At 46.8% G+C, this 20,791-nt stretch carries 2 protein-coding genes; both read left to right on the plus strand.

Features of this window, described 5'->3' with window-relative positions:
- The first annotated feature begins 48 nt into the window (after positions 1–48).
- Positions 49–11,172: an amino acid adenylation domain-containing protein gene (locus tag AC1DCV_RS35295; protein ID WP_477027596.1), complete on the plus strand. Its 11,124-nt coding sequence runs from the start codon at positions 49–51 to the stop codon at positions 11,170–11,172.
- Between the two features lie 44 nt (positions 11,173–11,216).
- Positions 11,217–20,791, plus strand: a 9,575-nt coding sequence (locus AC1DCV_RS35300) for a non-ribosomal peptide synthetase (RefSeq protein WP_477027597.1), incomplete at its 3' end; no start/stop codon positions are given.

Genomic DNA, 20,791 nt, shown 5'->3' on the forward strand with positions numbered 1-20,791 from the left:
AACGGTAAGATAGACCGCCGTGCTTTACCTGATCCGGGAGCAGATAATATGGCTGCCGGTGCATACGTAGCCCCGGCTACTGCACTGGAAATAGCGCTGGCGGGTATCTGGGCATCTTTGCTGGAAGTATCACAGGTAGGGCTACAGGATGATTTCTTTGCGCTGGGTGGACACTCGTTGCTGGCTATTCGCCTGATTTCGGCCATGCGTAAACAATTATCGGTAGAAGTAACGATCGCCGATATTTTTGATTATCCTACCATCAGCCAGTTGTCTTTACAGTTAAGCCGGCGCTCGGAAAGCACATTACTACCGGCAGTTACACGGGCAGAGAAACCGTCACATACCCCGCTTTCGTACGGCCAGGAACGTTTATGGTTCATCGATCAGCTGGAGGGTAGCGTTTCCTATCATATACCTGCTGTATTAAAACTGACAGGGTATTTGAACAGTGCAGCACTGGAGTATGCGCTGCGAACAATCGTTAATCGTCATGAAATATTACGCACAATATTTATACAGGAAGAAGGAACGCCTTTCCAACAGGTACTGCCTACTGACCAATGGAAGCTGATAGTAACGGATCATCAGCAATACCGCGATAATGCTGAGGTATTAACTGCGTACATTCAAACACTGACATCGGTTCCATTTAATTTAGCAACAGACCATAAACTGAGGGCGGAACTTATTGTATTAGAAGAGGAAGAATATATCCTCGTGATAACATTGCACCATATTGCCTCTGATGGCTGGTCTACCGGCGTCATTGTAAGTGAGCTGACCGAATTATACCATGCCTACACGGAAGGACGAATAGTTCAATTAGCTGAATTGCCTGTACAATATTCGGATTATGCCATCTGGCAACGCAAATATCTCTCCGGTGTTGTATTGGATAAAAAACTGGATTACTGGAAAAGAAAACTAACGGAGACGGCTATATTGCAATTACCTTATGATCATCTGCGCACGGTTGTAACCAGCAAGCGGGGAGCCAGCAGGCGCTTCTTCCTGGATCAGGATCTGGCGGCACAGTTGAAAACCTTGTCGCAGCAACAGGGAGTAACCATGTATATGACATTATTGGCGGCCCTGAAGGTATTGTTGTATCGTTATACCGGTGAGGAAGATATCTGTATAGGTACTCCTGCAGCCGGAAGAATGCAGCAGGAAGTGGAAGGGTTGATCGGCTTTTTTATTAATACGCTGGCACTGCGAAGTGATCTGAAGGACGATCTTTTATTTAGCTCCCTGTTACAGCAGATAAAGCAAACTACTTTAGAGGCCTATGCACACCAGGAAGTGCCTTTTGAAAAAGTGGTGGAAAGCGTGGTTACTACCCGCGACCTTACCCGCCATCCTTTATTCCAGGTGATGTTTGTATGGCAAAATACACCTGATGCGCCTGCACTCAGGTTAGGAGAAGTGAGGTTATCATCCATGCCTCTGGAACATTCGCTGGCACAGCTGGATTTGACACTCTCCATGCAGGACAGTGAAGAGGGCCTATATGGCAATATCGAATACTTTGCAGATCTGTTCAATGAAGAGACCATCGCACAACTGATATCGCATTACGAAGCATTGCTGCGGGCGGTGGTACAATCACCTGATGAGCGCATCAGTACTTTGAGGCTATTGAGTGCAGAGAAGGAACAGGTATTGCTGGCAACATTGAATGATAACGTTGACGCCTATCCGGAAGATAAAGCACTCACCACTTTATTTGCAGAACAAGCTGCACTTCATCCTGCGGTTACTGCAGTGGTGGCGGGTGAACAAAGGCTTACCTACGGTGAACTGGAGCAACGCTCCGATCAACTGGCCCATTACCTGCAAACGAACGGTGTAAYTGCCGGATCATTTGTAGGTATCTGTATTGAGCGATCCGTGGAGATGATAGTTGGTATACTGGGTATCCTGAAAGCCGGAGCGGCTTATGTGCCCATAGACCCGGACTATCCATCTGAAAGGATCGTCCATATGTTAACAGATACTGGTGCAGAGATTGTATTAAGCAGCCGTGCKGGCAAAGGAGCGGTCGKTAATAAGGGCCGCGTTATCGTTGTACTGGATGAGGATTGGGATAAKGTGGCSGCCTTGCGTGTAACCGARCCGCTGAAAGCTGTGCCGGCTACGGCAGCAGCTTATGTGATCTATACCTCCGGTTCTACCGGCAAACCCAAAGGGGTGATCGCCATGCATGGTGGAGTAGTAAACCTGGTACATTGYCAAAGCAAAGTATATCAGATTGCACCGGAAGAAAACATATTAATGACATCAGACTACTGCTTTGATGCCTCTGTGGAGCAGCTGTTTTTTGCCTTGTTAAACGGGGCGACGCTGGTATTGGTGGATAAGGAGATMCAGGCAGATATGGCACTGTTTGAACAGTTTTTAAATGAACAGCGGATCTCGCATTTAGAAGCCACACCGGGTCTTCTTTCTAATATCACTGCCGGCAAATACAGTGCATTGAAGCGGATTATATCCGGCGGGGAAACCTGTACGAGTGAACTGGCCGGGCGCTGGAGTAATTTAGTGGATTTCTATAATATCTATGGTCCTACAGAAGCCACGATATCTGCATTAATCTATAAATACGAAACGGGGAGGTCATACCCTGCGGGGACTTTGCCGATAGGCAAACCGTTGTCCAATGTGCGGGTKTATATCCTGGACCAGGYGGGCCATCCGGTGTCTGCAGGAGTAAAAGGGGAGTTRTACATAGGCGGTGCCGGCGTTACGCAGGGTTATCTGAATAACGCGGAATTAACGGCAGGGAGGTTTGTTGCAGACCCATTTTCCCATAAGGCAGGTGCTAAAATGTACCGCACCGGTGATATGGGCAAATGGTTGCCTGATGGCAATATCCTGTACCTGGGCCGTGCAGACGAACAGGTAAAAGTTCGGGGCTACCGCATAGAATTGGGTGAAATAGAACGGGTATTGCAGCAAAGCAACCTGGTGAAGCAGGCCATTGTACATACTAAACAGGATGTTTCCGGCAACAGACAACTGGTGGGCTATATAGTACCACCGGCCACCGGCTTTAATAAAGAGCAGGTCATCCATTACTTAAAGCAATATTTACCGGACTATATGGTGCCGGCATTGTGGGTAACACTGGAGGCGCTTCCTTTAACAGCAAATGGTAAAACTGACAGGGGGAAATTACCTGAACCGGAAATCACTACGGCGATCAACACCTATATCGCTCCGCGTAATGAGATGGAACAGGTGCTTGCTACTATCTGGCAGGAGCAATTGCAGATATCACCAATAGGGATATACGATAATTTCTTTGAACTGGGTGGTCATTCACTATTGGCAATCAGGTTAACGACTGCCATACGTAAGCAGCTGCAAACAACGCTCTCTGTAAAAGAATTATTCAGCTATCCTTCCGTAGCTGTGCTCGCGGCTTTTATAACGCAACAGGAGAACAAGACGGTATTGCCGGTTATCTCCTTACAATCCCGTCCGGCACGTGTTCCGTTATCGTATAGCCAGGAACGTTTGTGGTTTATCCATCATCTGGAAGGCAGCGTACATTATCATATTCCATTGGTGCTGAAATTGAAGGGTGCTGTGAACCGTTCCGCTATGGAACAGGCTTTAGAAGCGATCATCGATCGGCATGAGGTATTGAGAACGGTCATCATAGAAGAAGATGGAGTAGCTTATCAGTCCGTGTTGCCTGCAAACAGTTGGGCTATGGATACCATCCATGCATATGCTGATGTGGCATCTTTCCTGGAACGTCCGTTTTTATTATCGGCGGATCATATGTTACGCGCGGGCTGGTTGCAGATGGCAGACGGAGATTATCTGCTGGCGTTGGTATTGCATCATATCGCGGCCGATGGATGGTCTATGCCGGTAATCATGAAAGAGCTGTCAGCGTTATATGCCGCATACAATGAGGGACACGAAGTACTATTGCCTGCTCTTGAACTGCAATATGCTGATTATTCACTTTGGCAGCGGTCGTATGTAAGCGGTTCGGTGCTGAAACGTCAGCAGGCTTACTGGAAAAATCGTTTGAGTGGCATTACTCCGCTGGAGCTTCCGCTGGATTATTCACGCCCTGCTGTTCAGGCACAGGCCGGAGGGAAAGTTCATTGTAAAGTAGAAGGTAAGGTGGCGCATGACATACAGCAATACAGCCAGCAGCAGGGTGTTACATTATACATGACGTTGTTGACTGTGCTGAAAGTACTCTTATATCGTTATACCGGTCAGGATGATATTTGTGTGGGCTGTGCGGTTGCCGGCCGAGGCCTTCATGAGTTTGATAACCTGGTAGGCTGCTTTGTAAACACGCTGGCATTGCGAAGCAGGGTAGATGGGAATCTGTCGTTTACGGCATTGCTGGAACAGGTGAAAACGATGTTGCTATCGGCATATGAACACCAGGACCTGCCCTTTGAAAAAGTGGTGGAACTGGTGGTGGAAGAACGGGATCTTAGCCGTAGTCCCCTGTTTGATGTAATGTTCCAGTTACAGAATATAGGGGAAATGGAGCCGGTGCACCTGAAAGATATTAAGGTATCCGCTGAGTTCATAGAACATAAGATCACCAAATTCGACCTGACTTTTGGTGTAATAGAAACAGCAGAGGGCTTTGAACTGGAAATCGAATACAGTAAAGCATTATTCCGGGAAGCAACAGTACAGCGGATGGCAGCCCATTATGCGGTGTTGTTAAATGCAGTAGCAGCAGCTCCGGATCGGCAGATCAGTACATTGCCTGTACTTACGTTGCCCGAAGAACAATTGCTGTCGCAATGGATAAGTGGTCCTGTTGTAAACTACGATGCAAACAAAACTTTTGTACAGATCTTTCAAGATCAGGTGTCGAAGTATCCTGATGCCGTGGCGGTGGTGCATGAAAGCGATGCAATGACCTATCGTGAACTCGATGAAAGGGCTAATCAGCTTGGTCACTACCTGCGCTCAATGGGTGTCACAACAGACAGCATGGTCGCTATCTGCTTAAATAAGGGCCTGGATATGGTCATCAGCATTTTGGGTATCTGGAAGGCCGGAGGTGCATATATACCAATAGATCCCAACTATCCGGAAGAGCGCATACATTTCATGCTGCAAGATTCGGATGCCAAAGTAATGATCTGTCACAAACCGCTGAGTATTGCCGGCAATGCGGTTGTTATCTGCCTGGATAAACCGGAGGTGCTGAAAGACCAGCCGGTTTCAGTGCCGGCACATGTGGTTGCTCCCGGCGATCTGTCTTATGTTATTTATACTTCAGGTTCCACCGGTAAGCCAAAAGGTGTGCTGGTAGAACATCGCGGGATGCTCAATCACCTGTATGCAAAAATTAACGACCTGAAGATTGATATTAATACGGTGATCGCTTTTACTGCTTCCTACACATTTGATATTTCGGTATGGCAGATGTTTGCTGCATTGCTCTGTGGTGGTCGCACGGTTATTTATACAGATGATCTGGTATTACAGCCATTCCTGCTGATTAAGCAGATAGAAAATGATGAAGTGAGTATAATGGAAGTGGTGCCGTCTTATCTGTCGGCTTTATTACAGGAAGAAACGGCGGGAGCATTACCCCGGCTGCAGTATTTACTGGTAACAGGCGAAGCCGTGCAGCGTTCATTGCTGAAACAATGGTTTAACCACAAAGATTATGGAAGAATTCCGGTTGTGAATGCCTATGGTCCTACTGAAGCATCAGATGATATTACCCATCATTTTATGTATGAAACACCGGAAGATAATCTGGTGCCAATCGGTAAGCCTGTACAAAATTTACACATCTATATATTGAATGATCACGGACAATTATGTCCTGTAGGTGTAGCGGGAGAGATATGTGTATCAGGAATCGGGGTATCACGCGGATACCTGAATCGCCCTGAGCTCACAGCAGTAAGGTTTGTAGCCGATCCTTTCCGTACCGGTGAACGGATGTATAAAACAGGAGACTCCGGCAAATGGCTGCAGGACGGCACGATTGCTTATCTGGGCCGTACAGATGAGCAGGTGAAGATCCGTGGTTACCGAATTGAATTAGGGGAAATAGAAAGTGTATTGCAATCATTTGGTCAGGTGAGCCAGTGTGCAGTTATTGCGAGAACCGATGAGCAGGGAAATAAACAACTGATCGGTTATGTAGTAGCGACGGTATTTGATAAAGATGCGGCCACTACTTATCTGCAGCAGCAATTACCGGAATACATGGTGCCGTTGTTAATAAAACTGGATACATTACCTCTTACGGCCAATGGTAAAATTGACCGGAATGCATTAGCTGATCCCGCAGTTGAGCTATTATCAAAGGATGAATATGTAGCGCCGCGAAATGAAACAGAACAGCTGTTGGCTGATATCTGGAAAGGATTACTGGGGGTATCACGTGTGGGCATACATGATAATTTCTTCTGGCTTGGTGGAGACTCTATCATTACGATCCAGATGGTGAGCCGCGCCAAACGGGCAGGATGTGAGTTACAGGTGAAGGAAGTATTTCTTTATCCCACTGTTGCCCGGTTAAGCGCTGTAGTAGCCGCAAGAAAAGGTGCAGGCGCCATGGCCTCCGGTGAGCAGGGTATCCTGGAAGGAGTTGCCGGGCTTTTGCCGATTCAACAGCATTTCTTTGAAGAAGCGCTGGGAAATACAGCCGGAATGCATCATTATAACCAGCGTGTGTTGCTGGCATTGGATAAAGCTATTCATGCAGAAATATTGTCCGGCATGCTGCAACGGTTGCAGGAGCAGCATGATGCCCTGCGCTTCGCTTATCATCAGAGCGCAGGTGAATGGATGCAGCAATACGATACACATTACAGCAGGCTGGTAACAGAGGATCTCCGGGATGTTCCGGTGGCAGATATGTCTTCGGCCATTACCACCTGCTGCGAACATTATCAGCAAAGTCTGGATATCACAACCGGTGATATCATCCGCATGGTATTGATACAGACCCCGGCAGCTGAATCCCATAACCGCTTATTGATTGTTATTCATCACCTGGCGGTGGATAGTGTGTCCTGGCGTATTCTCCTGGAAGATATCAGCCGTCTGTTGCAAAGTGCACAGGACGGCGTACGGGTAGACCTGGGCGCCAAAAGCGCCTCTTACCGCAGCTGGTACAACGAATTGCTGCAATACAGCAAAGGAGCACGCCTGCTATCTCAAACCCGTTATTGGGAGAAGGTGGCACAATCTGCTTTCCGTTTGCCGGTAGATCATAGTTATGATGGAATAGTAAGAATGAAAGACATCAACAGCCACACTATGCGGCTGGAAACTGAACTAACCCGCCAGTTGTTACAGGATGCACCACAGGCCTATCATACAGAGATTAATGACTTATTATTGACTGCATTGGCCTGCACCCTACGCGATTGGAGTGGGGATAAGGAGGTGGTGATAGGACTTGAAGGACATGGCCGCGAAGATCTGGGTACATCCATCAATACAGATCGTACGGTGGGCTGGTTTACAGCGCTGTATCCTGTATTGTTACACGCGGACAGTCGTCATGAAAGTGAATTGATTAAAAGTGTGAAAGAACAATTGCGCGAATTGCCGGACAAAGGTATTGGTTATGGTGTGCTGAAGTATATTCATAAAATACCTGCACTTCAGCATATACAGCCCTGGGATATTGTTTTTAATTATCTGGGTCAGGTAGATACTGTTTCAGGTAACAACAATCAGTTCATCCTGGCGGGAGAATCTGCCGGAAGTAATATCAGCGGGGAGCATATGGTGAGAGAGCGGCTGATGGTGAATGGTCAGGTGCAGCAAGGCTCATTGACCCTGGTATGGAGTTACAGCAGCAGGCATTATGATGCTGCTACCATCCGGGAAGTAGCAGCCCTCTTTTATCAACACCTTATATCTTTGATCATTCATTGTGAAGGACGGGCTAAACGGGGAAGCATACTAACCCCATCCGATTACGGGTTAACTGGTCTGGTGAAATACGAACAGCTGGATAGATTTCTGGCAATAAAGGCTACTGAAAAAAGCCGGCAGCTCAGCACCATTTATCCGCTGAGTGGTTTGCAGGAAGGCATGTTATTCCACCGGTTGTATGATGATGGCAGTAATGCTTACATCGAACAATTTACCTGCGATATAGAACTTGTTAATACCCGCTGGTTGCAGCAAAGCTGGAACCATTTGTTAAAGCGTCATAGTATTCTCCGCACCTCATTCGACTACCGGTCATTAGGTTTTCCGGTGCAATGCGTATACGAAAAAGTAGAGATCCCGTTTGAGATACTGGATTATCGGGGAATGGATACTGTTGCACTGGAAGCCGCTATAGCAGATTATCTGGTAAAAGACCGGGCATTGGGATTTGACTTTAATGCAGCGCCGCTCCTGCGTATCATCCTGTTCCGGACTGGAGAGCACCGGTATCGTATGTTGTGGAGCTTCCACCATATTTTAATGGATGGCTGGTCGTTGCCCGTAGTAATAGAAGAATTGCTGGAGAGCTATGAAGCATTGTCTGAAGGCCGCGCACTGCCGGGTTTCACAGAAGACCGCTACGAAGATTACATACGTTATATCAGCAATAAAGATAAATGGAAGGAAGAGGCCTACTGGCGGGAGTATATGAAAGAGGTGGAAACAGGTAGCTTGCTGCCCTTTATAGCGGCCGGTGTAACAGACCGCACCAGGGGAAGGGGTACTTATGAAGACAATAAGCTGCGCCTGGATGCCTCACTGCATACCGCTGTGGAAAATTATGCGCAGCGCCACGGACTTACCATCAGTACTGTCATGCAGGGTGTATGGGCGTTTATATTACATGTGTACACCGGAAACAAAGCGGTTACCTATGGCGTTACCGTATCCGGCCGCCCCGGTGATTTACCGGATGTGGAACAAAGGGTGGGGATCTACATCAATACACTTCCTTTACATCAGCAGGTAAATGCAGATAATGATATTGCACAATGGTTGAAAGATATACAACAGAGCCAGATAGCCTCCCGTGAATATGAGTATACGGCTTTGGGTAAAATACAAACCTGGACGGGCGTAAACGGTGACTTGTTTGATAGCCTGCTGATATTCGAAAATTATCCGGTGAGTGAAGTGATTGCCGGCAAACAATGGAAGTTAAAGCTCTCCAATCTTGCATTAAAAGAGGAAACAAACTATCCATTAAATATTTCTATTTCTTCTTCCAGAGAAACCAATATCACATTCAGTTATAACAAAGATTTGCTGGACGCCGGTTATATCACCCGGCTGGCCGGCCACTTTAAAGAAGTATTGCAACAGCTGGTGAACCCGGAAAAAATAAGGCTGGGTGATATTGATCTCCTCACCAGAGCGGAGCGTACGCTGCTACTGGATACATTTTCCGGACCTATAGTACATTATCCCGAACATCTTACCGTGCTGGATGTATTTGAGGAACAGGTGTTGAAATGCCCGGATGCGGTGGCCGTAAGTTATAACGGCAATACATTATCGTATCGTGAGCTGAATGAAAGGGCGAATCAGCTTGGCCACTACCTGCGCGGTATAGGTGTTACAAGAAACAGCCTGACAGCGATCTGCATGGATAACGGGCTGGATATGATCGTGAGCTTCCTGGGTATTTGGAAGGCGGGTGGCGCTTATGTTCCAATAGACCCTACCTATCCGGAAGAACGTATCAGTTATGTGCTGGACGATATAAAGGCGAAAGTGGTGATCTGCGATAAGCCTGTTGGTGGCGCCGGTAATGCTGTTATGGTTTACCTGAATGACCCGGATATATTAAAACATCAGCCGGTAACCCCTCCGGTGAACATCACGGCTCCCGGTGATCTGGCATATATCATCTATACCTCCGGTTCTACCGGTAAACCCAAAGGGGTGATGATTCCTCATAATGCCCTGGTAAATTTGATTTACTGCCGTACCAGGCAGTTTGGTATAACAACGGATGACAGATTGCTTCAGTTTTATAGCTATGGTTTCGACGCAGGCGTAGAGCCGATATACCTGGCCCTGATGAATGGCGCCACCTTGGTATTGCTTCCTGATGAAGTGCGCTTGGATAAGCAATTATTTATACAGCTACTGGAACGGGAAGGCATCACGGACATGGATGTAACTCCCGGGTACCTGGCCACACTTACGCCTGGCAACTATGGCCGTCTGAAACGGGTGATCTCCAGCGGTGAAGCCTGTACGCCTCAATTGGCAAACGCCTGGGCGGAATATGTTGAGTTTCATAACGCTTACGGACCTACGGAAGTGACAGTTACCTCCACGGGGTATTTATACACAAACAAAGATGATCATCCGGCAGATACCGTGCCCATAGGCAAACCATTTGATAACGTCCGGGCTTACATATTGAACGATAGCGGACATCTGTTGCCTGTTGGTGTTCCGGGCGAATTATACCTGGGCGGTATACAGGTGGCGAAAGGTTATCTGAATATGCCTGACCTCACAGCGGAAAAATTTGTAACGGATACCTTCAGTGTACCATCTGCAAGAATGTATAGAACAGGAGATGTATGCAAGTGGCTGCCGGATGGCAATATTGTGTACCTGGGCAGAAAAGACGAGCAGGTGAAGATTCGTGGCTACCGTATTGAATTAGGTGAAATAGAAAACGTATTGCAATCATCCGACCAGGTAAACCAGTGTACGGTAATTACCAGAGAAGATAAACAGGGGAATAAACGACTGGTAGCCTACGTAGTGCCGAAAGCCGGGTTTAGCAAGGACGCGGTTAGTCATTATCTGAAAGAAAAGTTGCCGGCACACATGATCCCTTCTTTAATCGTAGCACTGGAAGAGCTGCCGTTAACGACTAATGGAAAGGTGAATAAAAAAGCGCTCCCGGATCCTGATATCAATGAATGGATGGCGAACGGGTATGTAGCTCCCCGGAATGAAACAGAAAAAGCCCTGGCAAATATCTGCGCACAATTATTACAGATAGAACGGGTAGGCATACACGATAATTTATTTGAAGTGGGAATGAACTCCTTGCTGATTATGCGTATGGATGCTGCCGTACAGGACGAGTTCCTGTTGAAAATAGCCGTCAGGACATACTTTGAGCTGCCTACTATAGAGCTGCTTGCCGGTTATATCTCTTTCAATCAAAGTAAACCATTGCATTCAGCGGAAAACGGAAAAACAATTGTGCTGTGATTATCCGCATTGCTTTAAAATTTAACTCATTAAACCATTAAAATATGTCTGAATTAAATCTGGCCCATATACTGAGATTATTGAAGGATGGAGAAGAAGCAGGTATAAATATCTCTTTTGTTGATAATGAACTACGTGTACAAACAACCGGAGAACAGGAGATAGATGAACATTATCTGAAACAGTTAAAAGATAATAAACATCATTTAATTGCATTTTTCAAGAGCCATGGACTGAAACAGGAGGGAATCGCCGAGATAAACACCATACCTTCCTATAACAGAAACGTGATAACCCGGATCCCGCTGTCATACGGACAGGAGCGGCTATGGTTTCTCGATCGGCTTGAAGGAAGTGTACACTATCATGTTCCTGTTGTATTAAAACTGAAAGGAAAGATAGATCGGGCGGCATTACAATATGCCCTGCAGCATATTATTAACCGGCATGAAGTGCTCAGAACAGTTATCCGGGAAGAAGATGGTATTGCCTATCAGTATATCCTGCCACCGGATAACTGGCAACTGGCTGATATCAGTAATCCGGGTAATCATCAGCATGATATGATCACCCACTTTCTTAACCAGCCTTTTGATCTTTCTGCAGATCATATGCTGCGTGCAGGATTAATGCGCTTTGGGGATAATGATCATGTGCTGGCATTAGTGATGCACCATATTGCATCTGATGGCTGGTCGGATACAGTAATCGTGAAGGAATTGGTAGAGCTATATAGTGCTCATACGGAAGGCCGTGCCGCTAAACTGTCTCCGTTGCCGGTACAATATGCAGACTATGCTATCTGGCAAAGAGAGTATATATCCGGGAAAGTATTGGCTGAGCTGCAACATTACTGGGAAGGGAAGTTATCCGGCCTCGAACCACTTACTCTGCCGGCAGATTACGCCAGACCGGCCATACAAAGTACCCGCGGCGCTGTATTGGATCTCGTACTGGATCAAGGGCTCGCAGCAGCCGCCAACCGGTTAAGTCAGCAACAGGGTACTACTTTGTTTATGGTCTTACTATCAGTATTAAAAGTACTACTGTACCGCTATAGCGGACAGGAAGATATTTGTGTAGGTACACCGGTAGCAGGCCGAAGACGTCGGGAGATTGAATCGCTGGTAGGCTTTTTTATCAATACACTGGCCATACGCAGTAACCTGGATGATAACACTACTTTCACCACTTTATTGCAGCAGGTGAAGGAAACAGTGCTGGAAGGGTTTGATCACCAGGACCTGCCCTTTGAAAAAGTAGTGGATGCGGTTGTAAAAGAAAGAAATAATAGTGTGCACCCGCTGTTCCAGGTAATGTTTGTATTACAGAATGCAAAGAAAAGCCATCGCATTACTTTGGGAGATGCATCCTTGTTTCCGGAACGGCCTGAACATCATACAGCCAAATTTGATCTCACCTTCACCATTGTGGAAGAAAGAGATAAGTTATTATTGACGGTGGAATATTGCACTGACCTGTATAAAGAAGATACCATCCGTCAGATGGCTACCCATTATGAGCAGTTGCTGACATCAGCGGTATCGAAACCGGAGGAGAAAATAGGTGTACTTCCTATGCTTGCATCTGCAGAAGAAAGGATGTTACTGGATGTATTCAGTGGCAACGCAGCCGGATATCCGAAAAATAAAACAATTGCAGACCTGTTTGAAGAACAGGTTGTTATCCGGCCAGATGCAGTGGCTGTTGTTTATGAAGATCAGCAGTTGACATACCGGCAATTAAATGAACGGGCTAATCAGCTCGGGCATTTGCTGCGGAGTAAAGGGGTTAAAGAAGAAACACTGGTGCCCATCTGTATAAACAGAAGCCTGGAAATGATAATAGGCATCCTGGGTATTCTGAAGGCGGGTGGCGCATATGTGCCGGTAGATCCGCTTTACCCTGAAGATCGTATCCGTTATATGCTGGAAGATACCCGGGCAACTGTTGCAGTCAGCAACTTTAGTAGCAGCGCTGTTTGCGAAGCGGTTCCTGGTATTAAAACAGTCATAGTGCTGGATACAGACCTGGAGATAATTAACGACCAGCCGGTACATGCGGTTGAATCAATAAGAAGTGCTGATCACGCTGCATATGTGATTTATACTTCCGGGTCCACTGGCAGACCAAAAGGTGTACTGATAGAGCATGTGAATGTGGTTCGTTTGTTTGAAACAGATACCCCCCTGTACGATTTCAATGAAAAGGATGTATGGAGCATGTTCCATTCTTTCTGTTTCGATTTTTCTGTTTGGGAAATGTATGGCGCATTATTTTATGGTGGCCGGCTGGTAGTGGTACCCAGGGAAGCCACACAAGACACTACGCTGTTTGGTCAGTTATTGTTGGAACAGAAGATAACCGTACTCAATCAAACGCCATCTGCATTTTATGTCTTGCAGGATTATCTCACCGCGCATGCCGATACAGTGTCTGTAAGGTATGTAATATTTGGAGGGGAAGCGCTTAATCCGGCTAAGATAAAAACCTGGAAAGCCACTTACCCTGCCTGTCGCCTGATTAATATGTATGGCATTACAGAAACGACTGTACATGTGACCTATCAGGAATTACAGGATGCTCACCTGGAAAGCAGTACCAGCGTAATAGGAAAACCCATTCCCACCTTGTATGCTTATGTATTGAATGGTAGCAGGACGTTGGTACCGATAGGTGTTCCGGGCGAACTGTATATAGGTGGCGCCGGTCTGGCAAGAGAATACCTGAACTTGCCTGCATTAAGTGCAGAGCGGTTTATTGCCAATCCTTTTATKCCAGGCGGGCGATTGTATAAAACAGGTGACCTCGCACGCTGGCTACCGGATGGAAACCTGGAATACCTGGGCCGTATAGACTCCCAGGTAAAAATCCGTGGTTTTCGCATAGAGCTGGGCGAGATAGAGAACGTATTACAGCAAAGTGGCCTGGTAAGCGGAAGTGTAATAGCAGCCCTAACAGATATCACCGGCAATAAACGGCTGGTAGGTTATGTTGTACCGAAAGGGGATTTTGATAAAGATGCGCTGCAATCGTGGTTGAAAGCTCATTTGCCGGAATATATGGTACCTGCCATATGGGTGCCGCTGGAAGAAATTCCATTGACCGGCAACGGGAAAGTTAACAAAAAGTCCTTGCCTGATCCGGACCTGAACCGCATTGCACGTACCGGATTCGTGGCGCCGCGTAATGAGTCGGAAGCCCGGTTGGCGACTATATGGGAGGAGTTACTGGGAGTAGAACGGGTAGGGATATACGATAATTTCTTTGAGCTGGGAGGTGACTCTATCCGCGTAATCCGGGTAGTCAGCAAAATATCCCAGGCATTTGACAAACAGTTAAGGGTGTTTGATGTGTATCGTGCAAACACTATACAGGAACTGGCTGCCCTGCTCGATAAACAGGATGCCGATGGTGATCACAGAACAAAAATATACAATGCAGCAGCAACAACGTTGGCATCACTCAGAAATACCCTGTTGCCGCAATTACCGGACAGAGAACTGATAGAAGACATCTATCCGATGAGTGATATTGAAAGCGGAATGGTATATGCTTCTATGATGAATCAGGAGGAAGCACTTTACCACGACCAGCTGGTAGGCCGGATTCCCGCGCAGTTTGACGCTGCTTTGATAGAGAAAGCATTAGGTATACTCGTCAACAGGCACAGTATATTGAGAACGGCCTTCCGTCTCGGTATAGATACACATGATATGCAGGTGGTGTACAAATCAGTGGATGTAACGGTGGATTGCTTTGATATACGCCATGCCGATAAGAAAGATCTGAAAAATATTATACAGGACTATCTTGAAGAGGAACGGAAAAAAACATTTGAGTTTGCTGTAGCCCCTCTATGGCGCGTTTCATTGTTCAGCAGACAGACTTACAGTGTAATGGTGCTCCAGGTACATCACGCCATCCTCGATGGATGGAGTGTGGCCTCACTCATCACCGAGTTATTACAGCTTTGTAAACGCCTGCTCTCTGCAGAGGAACCTGCAACATTACTTCCACTGAAAAGTTCCTACAAGGATTTTATTCTTGAAAGTATGGCAAACAGGCAGGATAGCAGTAACAATACTTTCTGGCAACTGGAGCTTGATGGGTACAAACGCCTGGATATCTTTTCAAAGGAAACAACGTACCATACCTTCAGCCGCAGGTATGGCAGTGATTTTCTGCATCAACTGAAAGAAAAAACAAAACAGGATAATATTTCCCTGAAGGGTCTTTTCTTAGGTGCCTATCTGTTTTCATTAAATATGCTCACTTATGAAGAAGAGCTGACAATCGGGCTGGTGACCAATAACAGGCCGGTAAAAGAAGATGGAGATAAAGTGCTCGGCTGTTTTCTGAACACCATTCCATTCCGGCTTGAGATGGATAAAAGGGAGGCTACGTGGCAGATGTATTTTGAAAATATCGAGAAAAAGCTGGTACAGCTCAAAGAGCACGACAGGACCAGTCTTCTTGAAATCGCCAACATAACGAAAGAACCTGCGGCTGCTGGTAAGAATCCGTTTTTTGATGTCATGTTCAACTTTGTAAACTTTCACGTTTATGAAACCCTGGATAAAGATATTCAGGATGGCATCGTATTGGAAGAGGTGGATGCCAGTGCTTTCGAAGGGTACGATGTTACCAATACCTATCTCGATTGTACTGTAAGCCTAACTGCCGATGTATTTACCATCAGCTATACACTCAGGAGAACATTAGCATCAGGTAAAACGCCGGAAGAACTGGAAGCGTACTTTAACACGGTACTGATGCATTACCTGGAGCATTACAATGAACACATTGCTGAAGGCAAATTATTACCTGCCCGGGAGGAATCCCATCTGCTGAAAATGGCCGAAGGGGCATCAGCAGATTATCCGCAACAAAAGACATTGGTCAGCCTGTTTGAAGATCAGGTATTACAAACACCGGATGCTATTGCGGTTGTGTATGAAGACACTGCATTAACTTACCGGGAACTGGATGAACGCAGCAATCAGTTAGGTCACTACCTGAGAAAACAGGGTGTAAGGGCGGATAAACTGGTACCTGTTTGTATAGACCGTTCACTGGATATGATAGTGGCTTTACTGGGGATCTTAAAAGCCGGTGGTGCTTATGTGCCGATAGATCCAACCTATCCTGCAGCACGCATCGGCTTCATACTGAAAGATGCAGCAGCAGATATATTGTTATGTCATTCAATAAATGCCTCCAGGGTAGGCGGGCTGGCGGATAACGTACAGGTGTTAACGTTAGACGGTCATGCATCGCTTATTAGTGAGGAACCTGTATATGCGGTCAATGCTGATCTCCATCCGGATAACCTGGCTTATGTGATCTATACTTCCGGCTCCACAGGAATACCGAAAGGTGTAATGAATGCGCATAGCGGGATTGTAAACCGTTTATTATGGGGACAGGATTATTTCGGATTAGATGCCAGCGATGTTGTTTTACAAAAAACAACCTTCTGTTTTGATATTTCTGTATGGGAGCTGTTCTGGCCATTGTTAACAGGGGCGAGGCTTGTATTTGCGCAGCCGGGAGGAGAGAAGGATGGCGAATATATACGCCGCACAGTAGAGCGCTATGGCGTAACCACCATCCATTTTGTCCCCACCATGTTACAGATTTTTACCGAGAGCCTGACAGCCGGTGCCTGCCCGGGACTACGTCGGGTACTCTGTAGCGGGGAAGCATTACAGGCCGGTCATATCAGGAGTTACCAGGATAAACTGACCGCGCCGTTGTATAACCTGTATGGACCTACGGAGACTGCCATTGAAGTGAGCTACTGGCTTGCCACACCTGGAACATCGGTATCGGAAGTAGTGCCGATAGGCCGCCCGGTAGCCAATACAAGATTGTATATCCTGGATGCTTCCGGCAATCTGGCTCCTGCGGGCGTTCCCGGAGAACTGTACATTGGCGGCATACAGGTAGCGCGCGGCTATCTGAATAGGGAGGATCTGACTGTACAACGATTTGTGAGCAGTCCTTTCCGTGCCAGCGAACGGATGTACCGAACCGGTGATCTTGTCCGCTGGTTACCAGATACCAACATAGAATATCTGGGGCGTATTGATGAACAGGTAAAGATCCGTGGCTATCGTATAGAACTGGGTGAAATAGAAAGTGTATTGCAACAGAGTGGGCTGGTAAAACAGGTAGTGGTACTCGCAAAGTCTGACAGTACGAACAATAAAAAATTAGTAGCTTACATCGTACCTGAACCGGTATTTAGCAGGGAGCAGGCAGTAAAATATCTTGGACAGCGTTTGCCGGAATATATGGTGCCGGCACTATGGGTAACTTTGGAGGCGTTACCGGTAACCGCTAACGGTAAAGTGGATAAGAAAAATCTACCTGATCCGGAGATAAATGTTGCTGCAGCTGAATATGTAGCGCCACGCAACGAAACGGAACTGCTACTGACCGAGATCTGGCAGCAGCTGTTGGGTGTATCACGTATAGGTATATACGATAATTTTTTTGAACTGGGAGGGCATTCCCTTTCAGGAATGCGGATAGTTGCGGCTTTGCGCCAACGGGGAAATATTAAGCTGTCTATAAGGGATTTATTCACTCATGCTGATATTGCAGGCTTAGCCGGGTTTATCCGTACAAGTGGCATCGGCTCCGGATTACCAGCCATCACTGCATCAGTACGGCCGGAAAGGATTCCGCTTTCGTACAGCCAGGAACGCCTGTGGTTTATCGATCAGTTGGACGGTAGTATACAATATCATATTCCGGCAATACTGCGTCTGAAAGGCAGCCTGGATCAGAAAGCTTTGGCGGATGCACTCACTGCTATTGTAAATCGTCATGAAATATTACGCACCATTATCCGCTCGGAAGAGGGTAAGCCCTATCAACAGGTGTTGGATACCGGTTTGTGGCAATTACAAATCATAACAGATCATCCGGATGATTTACAGGAATATATCCACGCATTGATAGCAACACCATTTGATCTCTCTACAGATCATATGCTGCGGGCGCATTTATTCGTATTGAATGAAGCAGAATATATACTGGTCATTACGCTGCACCATATTGCTGCAGATGCCTGGTCCGCCAGTATCATCGTACAGGAACTGGTGGAGCTGTACAGTGCCGGCGCTGGTGAGCGTATGCCGGTATTACCGGTGTTGCCATTACAGTATGCCGATTATGCTATCTGGCAACGTACTTATTTATCAGGTGCAGTATCCGACAGAAAATTGGATTACTGGCAGGATAAACTGTCGGGAGTGAGTCTACTGCAACTGCCTGTAGATTATCCGCGCCAGCTGTCACAGCAGCGTGAAGGGGCACAGGTAAGCTTTACAGTGGATACTGGCCTGAGGGATGAGCTGAAGCTACTGTCGCAAAAGCAGGGTATATCTTTGTTTATGACGATGCTGGCAGCATTCAAGGTATTGTTGTATCGTTATACTCATCAAACAGACATCTGTGTGGGTACTTCTACGGCTTCCCGCTCACACCGTGAGTTGGAAGGGCTGATAGGTTTCTTTGTCAACACGCTTGCATTGCGTAGTGACCTGAGCAATAATCCTTCCTTTATATCTTTGTTGCAACAGGTGAAAACCACCACACTGGACGCTTATGAGCATCAGGATGCCCCGTTTGAAAAGATCGTGGAAACAGTGGTAAAAGACAGGGATGCCAGCAGAAGCCCGCTGTTCCAGGTGATGTTTGTAATGCAGAATACACCGGATGTTCCGGAGTTGCGCTTAGGAGAAATTGTTTTGTCCACAGAAAGCTCCGGGCCTGAAGCCGCAAGATTTGATATCACCTTTTTTGTAGAAGAACGGGAAGGAGGGCTGGAGGTAAGCATTGTTTACCGCAGCCAACTGTTCAGTGAAGACCGTATCCGTCGTATGGCCGGCCATTATGAGCAGCTGTTGCAGGGAGTGGTGAACAACCCGCTACAACAGATCAATTATTTGCCCCTGTTAACATCCGAAGAAAAACAGTTACTGCCGGCACTCACAGAAAAAACGGTACCTTATTCTCCAGATCAAACGATCGTGGATATGTTTGCGGCAGTGGTAGCCCGTACCCCGCAGGCGACTGCATTGGTATTTGAAAGCCAGTCTATGAGTTACCAGGAACTGGACGCACGTACTACCCGATTGGCGGCTCATCTCCGCAAAAACGGCGTAGAGGCTAATACGTTAGTGCCGCTGTTCATAGAACGTTCTGCTGATATGATAGTGGGYATCCTGGGGATATTGAAGGCTGGCGGTGCTTATGTGCCCATTGAGCAGGATTATCCTTTGGAACGGATCAGTTATATTTTAAAAGATACCGCAGCAACGGTGATCGTGAGCAGTAGTAGTTGTAGAGGATTGTTGCCATCAACAGCGGCGAAGGTGATTTCACTGGATGAAGATTTGYTGARCGATGCTGTATCCGCCCTGCCTCATCCATCTGCTTCACAATTGTTATATGTGATTTATACCTCCGGTAGTACAGGTGCGCCCAAAGGCGTTATGATCACGCATCGTAACCTGTCTGATTATCTGTCTGGTTTGCAGTCGGCTCTACCGATTGCTGATTGCCATTCGTTTGCTTTGCTGACAGGTATCGCCACGGATCTGGGCAATACGGTGTTATATGGTTGCCTGGCTACGGGAGGRGAATTGCACCTGTTCCCGAAAGCCTTTATCAATGATAGTGACAAACTGCATGATTACTTTACCTCYCACCGGATAGATTGTATCAAGGTAGTACCTTCTTACTGGAAAGCAGTATCAGCTCCCGATAAATTATTGTTGCCGGAGCAACTGCTGATATTTGGAGGTGAATCACTGGAAACAGCAGTGGTAGATACTATTCTTGCCACCGGCAGGGGGTGTAGGGTTGTTAATCACTATGGTCCAACGGAAACGACTATAGGTAAATTGCTCCATGTAGTTAGCGATAGCATCGCTTATGGTAGTCATATTCCTATAGGTAAACCTTTCTCCAATACCCGTGCTTATGTTTTAAGTCCGGCCCTGGAACTATGTCCTGCAGGTGTTCCGGGGGAGTTATACATAGGTGGTGACGGAGTGTCGGCCGGMTAYCTGAATAATGTAACGCTGACGGACCAACGTTTCATCGATGATCCATTTAAGGGAGATGGAAAGTTATACCGCACGGGTGATGTGGTGAAATATGGTACAGATGGTAACATCCTGTTTATTGGCCGTGGAGATGACCAGGTAAAGATYCGTGGATATAGGGTAGAATTAGGAGAGATAGAACGTACACTGAATGCCTTCGAAACAGTAGAACAAGGTGTGGTGATCGTAAAGTCAGATGCTGTCAGTGATAAAACATTGGTAGGTTACCTAACGGTTACATCCGCTTTTGATAAAGCTGCATTACTCTTTTACTTAAAAGCACAATTACCGGATTACATGGTGCCGGTGCAGCTGGTAGTGCTGGATCAATTTCCGTTGCTGAAYAACGGTAAGATAGACCGCCGTGCTTTACCTGATCCGGGAGCAGATAATATGGCTGCCGGTGCATACGTAGCCCCGGCTACTGCACTGGAAATAGCGCTGGCGGGTATCTGGGCATCTTTGCTGGAAGTATCACAGGTAGGGCTACAGGA

The sequence above is a fragment of the Chitinophaga sp. 10T418 genome (genome assembly GCF_056394125.1).